Raw genomic sequence first — 5,286 nt, 5'->3', positions numbered from 1 at the left:
CGCTGTTGAGTTCTCAAGGAACGGACGCTTCCTTCGGACCGCCTTCCAGCGGACCCTCCGGGCTTCGTTCTTTCGTGTTTCCAGCTTACCAGATGTTTTCCGCTCCGTTTTCCGGAGTTTCATTCATCCGATTCCCGCCGGCGGGATTTCCTGCGAACTTCGTTCCGAAGCCTATCAAGGCTTTCGGAGTGCTCAGTCCGTGGGATTTGCTTCGTCAGAGGATGCGCATTTCGTGAAACGCACGGGCCTCGATTCGGCGGTGTCGCAGACACTAACGCCCGGGCCCGACTGTTGTCCAGTCGGTCCCAACCGTTGAAACCTACTAGCCCACCCTCACCACGTCAATGGTTTGGCCGGGGTGAGAAGAAGAGTAGCAGGTCAGAGGCCTGTCGATCACATCGGCTCAGGCCGCCACCGGCTGAAGGTCCGCCCGGTCGGCCGCGTCCAGATCGCCGAACTCTCCGCCCTCGGCCGCCCTGCGACCCAGGACGAGCGCGTAGAGGAGGAAGGCCACCTCGGCCAGGACGCCGATGGAGATGCGGGCCCAGGTCGGCAGGCCGGACGGGGTCACGAAGGCTTCGAGGACACCGGAGACCGCCAGGACCGTCGCCAAGCCGATGGACATGCCGATGATCGCCCGTCCCTGTTCCGCCAGTGCCACCGAGCGGCTGCGCGGACCGGGGTCGATGACGGTCCAGCCGAGGCGCAGGCCGAGGCCGCCGGCCACGAAGACCGCGGTCAGCTCCAGCAGGCCGTGCGGAATGAGCAGGCCGAGGAAGACGTCGAGGCGGCCGGCGGAGGCCATCAGCCCGACGCCGATGCCGAGGTTCAGCACGTTGCTCCACATCACGTAGAGCACCGGGATGCCCAGCGCGATCCCGAACAGCAGGCACTGCACGGCGATCCAGGCGTTGTTCGTCCAGACCTGAGCCGCGAAGGAGCTGGCGGGCCGGTCCGAGTAGTACGCCTCGTACTGGCCGCCGGGGCGGGTGAGCTCCTGGAGGTACTCGGGGGAGACCAGGCTGTTGCGCACCTCGGGGTGGGTGGCCATCCACCACGCGATCAGCGCAGTGCCGACCATGGAGACGACCGCGACCGGCATCCACCAGCGGCGCGCGCGGTAGAGGGCGGCCGGGAAGCTCACCGTGTAGTAGCGGGCGACGTCCTGCCAGCCGTTGCTCCGGGCGCCGGTCACCGCGCCGCGGGCGCGGGAGACCAGGCCGGTCAGCCGGCTCACCAGCGCGGGGTCCGGCGCGGCGGCCTGGACCTTGGCGAGGTGTCCGGTGGCGCGCTGGTAGAGGGTGACCAGTTCGTCGGCCTCCTCGCCGCCGAGCCGGCGGCGGCGGGCGAGGGCGTCCAGCCGGGCCCACTCCCCCTGGTGGGTGGCGACGAAGACGTCCAGGTCCATTTCGGCGGCTCCATGATCGACGGCGGGCTCGGACGTGCCGGCTCGTTGACGTGCGGTCGCGGACGTACGGATACGGGCGCGGGCGGGTCCGGGCCCGCGGGTCCGGGCGGACACGTGCGGCCCAGCATGCCAGCAGCGGTGGCCGCTCCGGCCGTCGGGATCTCACTTCCCGTGCGCCCACCGGGCCCCGTATGTTGGCGACTGCGGATCAGACTGCGGAGAGCAGCTCACGGGGAGCCGATCCGGGGTGATTCCCTCCCCCGGCACAGCTGCTCCCCCAGGGGCGGATCTCCATGAGCGAGCCGTACGGGCTCCAAGAACGTGAACGGACAGGTGTCTTGAGCGACCTGGTGACGGGTGAGGCGGTCGTTCTCGGCCTCCAGACGGCGAAGCTTCCGAGCAGGGCCCTGGCGATCGTGATCGACCTGCTGGTGGAGTTCGCCGCCTTCCTGGTGTTCACGCTGCTGCTGAGCCTCGCGCTGATCGGCCTCGACGGCGCGGCGCTGGCCGCCACGATGATCGGCCTGATGGTGTTCTTCCTGGTGGCCGTCCCCGTGATGATCGAGACCCTCACCCGTGGCCGCTCGCTGGGCAAGGCCACGCTCGGCCTGCGGGTGGTGCGCACCGACGGCGGTCCGGTGCGGTTCCGGCACTCGCTGGTGCGCGGGCTGGTCGGCTTCGTCGAGCTGATCGCGCTGACCGGTGCTCCGGCCGTGATCACCTCGGTGGTGAACTCGGACGGCAAGCGGCTCGGAGACATCTTCGCCGGGACGGTGGTCGTCCGTGAGCGCACGCCGGGCGCGGGCGGATCCGCCTCCCCGCTGCCGCCGGTGCACCCGCACCTGCTGCAGTCGATGGGCCACGAGCTGGTCGCGATGGACCTGTCCGCCGTACCGGAGCCGCTGTGGCTGGCCATCCGCCAACTCCTGGGCCGGATCGGCCAGTTGGACCCGGCCGTGATGCTCCGGATGTCCACCCGGCTGGCCGGGGACCTGTCCGCCCGGATCGGCCACCCGATCGCACCGGGGCTGCACCCGGCGGCGTACCTGGGCGCGGTGCTCACCGAGCGCCAGCGGCGGGAGTGGACGCGGGCCCAGGAGCAGCTGTGGGCGGGCGCACCGGCACCCGGCCGGCCGGTCCCCACCCAGAACACCACCCAGATCCCGGCTCCCCGTCCGGCCTCCGGTCCGTTCCCCGCGCCGGCTCCGGCGGGCCCGGCCGACGGACGGCCCGTCCGGGTCCTCGGCCTGCCGGCGCAGCAGCCCGCGACCGCGGCGCCGGCCGCACCCGCCGCGCCGTCTGTGCCCGCGCAGCCCGCCGCCCCGTCCCACGACAAGCCCTCCCTCGACAAGTCCTCCCCCGGCACCGGCTTCGCCCCACCCGCCTGAGGACCGCCCGCCTGAGGACCGCCCCCTGAGCCCCGCCCGCCCGGGCCAAGGCCACAGGGCCCGCACCGGCCCGCTACTCCTCCTCCGCCCCCACCCGCCAGGCGTTCGGCGGCGACTCCAGCTCCTCCAGCTCGACGCCCTCCGCCGCCAGCACCACGTCCCCCGCCAGGTGCACGACCTGCTGCTCCCCCGTCTCCAGATCCGCCACCTGGTACCGCTCGACCACCAGGGGGCCCGAGTCCGTCCCGTGGGTGTCGACGCCCTCCAGCAGCCAGCCCTGGTCGAGGGTGCGCGGCGCCAGCACCGGCTCCGTGAAGGCCACCAGCCGCACCCGCGCGCTCGCCCCCTCACTCAGCCGCAGCAGCCGGGCGGTGGCGACCAGGAAGCCCGGCGAGCGCCCGGTGAAGGCGTGCGCCCGGTCGTGGCCCTCCGCCGCGTGCTCGCCCGCGGGGTCGGCAGCGTCGGTGCGGACCCAGGCCACCCCGTCCACCGCCCCGCCGCGCACCTGCCAGCCGCCGGCCCGCAGTTCCATCCGCAGCGGCCGGGCCCGCGAGTCCAGGGTGAGGTCGGTGCTGCCGAGCACCCGGCCGTCCGGCGCGTAGGTCTTGGAGACGTACCGCCAGCCGGCCGCCCCGGGGGCGCAGCTGAAGCGCTCCTCCCCGAGCGGGACGTGGTCGTGAGGGTCGTGGAGCGAGTACCGGCCGTTGGGCATGGCGGAAAGCCTACGTGCGCCGCCCGCGCGCTCCGCGTGCAACCTTCCGGCCGCGGCCCGCATTAGAGCGGCGGACGGCGCGGCAGCGCGCCGCCACCACGACGAGAGGGGGTGCGGATGGCGAAGCGGACGCGCGACACGGAGTTCACGGAGTACGTGGCCTCCAGGAGCGGCTGGCTGCGCAAGGTCGCCTATCTGCTGTGCGGGGACTGGCACCGGGCCGACGACCTGGTGCAGGAGTGCGCGACCAAGCTGTACGTGAACTGGTCACGGGCCGGCCGGGTCGAGAACCTGGACGGCTACGCCCGCAGGGTGCTGGTCAACACCTTCCTCGCCGAGCAGCGCACCTCCTGGTGGCGGCGGACCACGCGGACCGCGACGCCGGCGGACGTCGCGTCGGTGGTCGCGGACCTCGACGCCCGGCTCGACCTGCGCCGGGCGCTGGCCGAGCTGCCGCCCAAGCAGCGGGCCACCGTGGTGCTCCGGTACTACTGCGACCTCACGGTCGATCAGACCGCCGACGCGATGAGCTGTTCCTCGGGCACGGTGAAGAGCCAGACCTCGCGGGCTCTCGCCACCCTCCGGACCGCGCTCGACGCCCGTCCCACCACCGTCGAGAGGACGTCATGAGGTCGCACGAGCAGCGTGATCTGACCGCCCGGCTGAGTGCCCTCGCCGAGACCCCGGCGCCGCCCGCCGCCCTCGACGCCCCGGCCGTGATCGCCCGCGGGCGGGCCCGGCTGCGCCGCCGCCGGCAGGCCCTGACCGGCGTGGCCGCCGGGTCGGCCGCCGCCGTCCTGGCCGGGGTGCTGCTGCTGCGCCCGGCCGGCGGGCCGCCCCCGCCCGCCGTCCCCGCGCCGACCGCCCCGGTCTCGCTCGCCCCGTCCCCGACCACCGCGCCGACGCCGGCGGCCGCCACCGGTCCGCTGGGCTCGGAGGTCCGCTTCGGCTGGCTGCCGCCGTGGCTGGCCCGGCCGACCGTGGGCTACGCGGAGTCCGACGGCCGGTCCGTCGCCACCGCGGCCACCACGACCGCCGTCCTGAACGCGGTCCCCGACCTGAAGCTCCGGCTGCTGGGCGGTGCCGACGAGACCCTGGCGCCCGGCGCCCACACCACCGCCGCGCCCGCGGTCGCCGGCCGGGAGGCCCGCTGGCTGGTCACCGACGAGTCGGGGACCACGGTCGGCCTGCGCTGGTCGACCCCCTCCGGCCGCTGGGCCGAACTGCGCGCCACCGTCTGGCTCGGGGCGAAGATCCAGGACGACCTGCTCCGGGTCGCGGCCGACGTCCGGTTCGGCGCCTGGGACGTCCCGTTCCCGGTGCGGCCCACCGGCGTGCCCGCCGACCTCGTGCTGCGGACCGCCGAGGTCCACCGGCCGTCCAAGGACTCCGAGCCCCCGTGGAGCGCCATCCTCTCGTACACCGTCGACGGGAAGTGGCTGAGCGTCACGGTCCAGCCGGACGGCTTCGGGGTGTTCGCGGACGGCCGGCCGGACGGCGGCACCCCGGTGTGCCGGGCCGAGGGGGGCGTGCGGCTCTGCGCCAACGGCACCGCGGCGGGGATCCCCTCGGTGCGGGAGGCCGGCGGACTGGCCGGCCTGCTCACCCGGTTCACCGTGTTCGGCGCGGACGAGGCCTCGTGGAGCGCGGCGGTCCCGGCCTCCCCCGCCGGCCGGCCCCGCTGACGGACCCGCGGGGACGGCCCGGCAACGCCGACGGCCGGCGCCCCCCGGGGGGGGGGGGCGGGCGGCGGGGGGGGGGCCCGGGGGGTCGGGAGT

Annotated in this window: 5 protein-coding genes; 3 read left to right on the top strand and 2 right to left on the bottom strand. The window is 74.4% G+C overall.

Annotated elements, in window-relative coordinates:
• Positions 1-403: 403 nt before the first annotated feature.
• Positions 404-1,408, bottom strand: a complete 1,005-nt coding sequence (locus ACWD4P_RS37785; RefSeq protein WP_449782762.1) for a stage II sporulation protein M — start codon at positions 1,406-1,408, stop codon at positions 404-406.
• Positions 1,409-1,746: 338 nt separating this feature from the next.
• On the opposite strand from ACWD4P_RS37785, the gene ACWD4P_RS37780 reads away from it, so the two are divergent.
• On the top strand, positions 1,747-2,796 hold the full coding sequence (locus tag ACWD4P_RS37780) for an RDD family protein (protein ID WP_449782761.1): 1,050 nt from the start codon (positions 1,747-1,749) through the stop codon (positions 2,794-2,796).
• Between the two features lie 73 nt (positions 2,797-2,869).
• Here ACWD4P_RS37780 and ACWD4P_RS37775 read toward each other — a convergent pair whose 3' ends face one another.
• Positions 2,870-3,508, bottom strand: coding sequence for a hypothetical protein (locus ACWD4P_RS37775; RefSeq protein ID WP_359831193.1), 639 nt, complete (start codon positions 3,506-3,508; stop codon positions 2,870-2,872).
• Positions 3,509-3,625: 117 nt separating this feature from the next.
• Here ACWD4P_RS37775 and ACWD4P_RS37770 point away from each other — a divergent pair, with 117 nt between their 5' ends.
• A complete protein-coding gene (locus ACWD4P_RS37770; protein ID WP_449782760.1) occupies positions 3,626-4,138 on the top strand; it encodes a SigE family RNA polymerase sigma factor in 513 nt (170 codons plus the stop codon).
• Positions 4,135-5,193: a hypothetical protein gene (locus ACWD4P_RS37765; RefSeq protein ID WP_449782759.1), complete on the top strand. Its 1,059-nt coding sequence runs from the start codon at positions 4,135-4,137 to the stop codon at positions 5,191-5,193. Before ACWD4P_RS37770 ends, ACWD4P_RS37765 begins: the two co-directional genes overlap by 4 nt.
• The last annotated feature ends 93 nt before the right edge of the window (positions 5,194-5,286 follow it).

This window comes from Kitasatospora sp. NPDC002543, assembly GCF_053594915.1.
The sequence above is the reverse complement of the archived record's forward strand: the minus strand, read 5'-3'. Positions and strand labels throughout refer to the sequence as shown.

Coding starts and splice junctions, on each gene's coding strand:
- ACWD4P_RS37775 (WP_359831193.1), bottom strand. CDS start 3,508: ATGCCCAACGGCCGGTACTCGCTCCACGACCCTCACGACCACGTCCCG.
- ACWD4P_RS37765 (WP_449782759.1), top strand. CDS start 4,135: ATGAGGTCGCACGAGCAGCGTGATCTGACCGCCCGGCTGAGTGCCCTC.
- ACWD4P_RS37785 (WP_449782762.1), bottom strand. CDS start 1,408: ATGGACCTGGACGTCTTCGTCGCCACCCACCAGGGGGAGTGGGCCCGG.
- ACWD4P_RS37770 (WP_449782760.1), top strand. CDS start 3,626: ATGGCGAAGCGGACGCGCGACACGGAGTTCACGGAGTACGTGGCCTCC.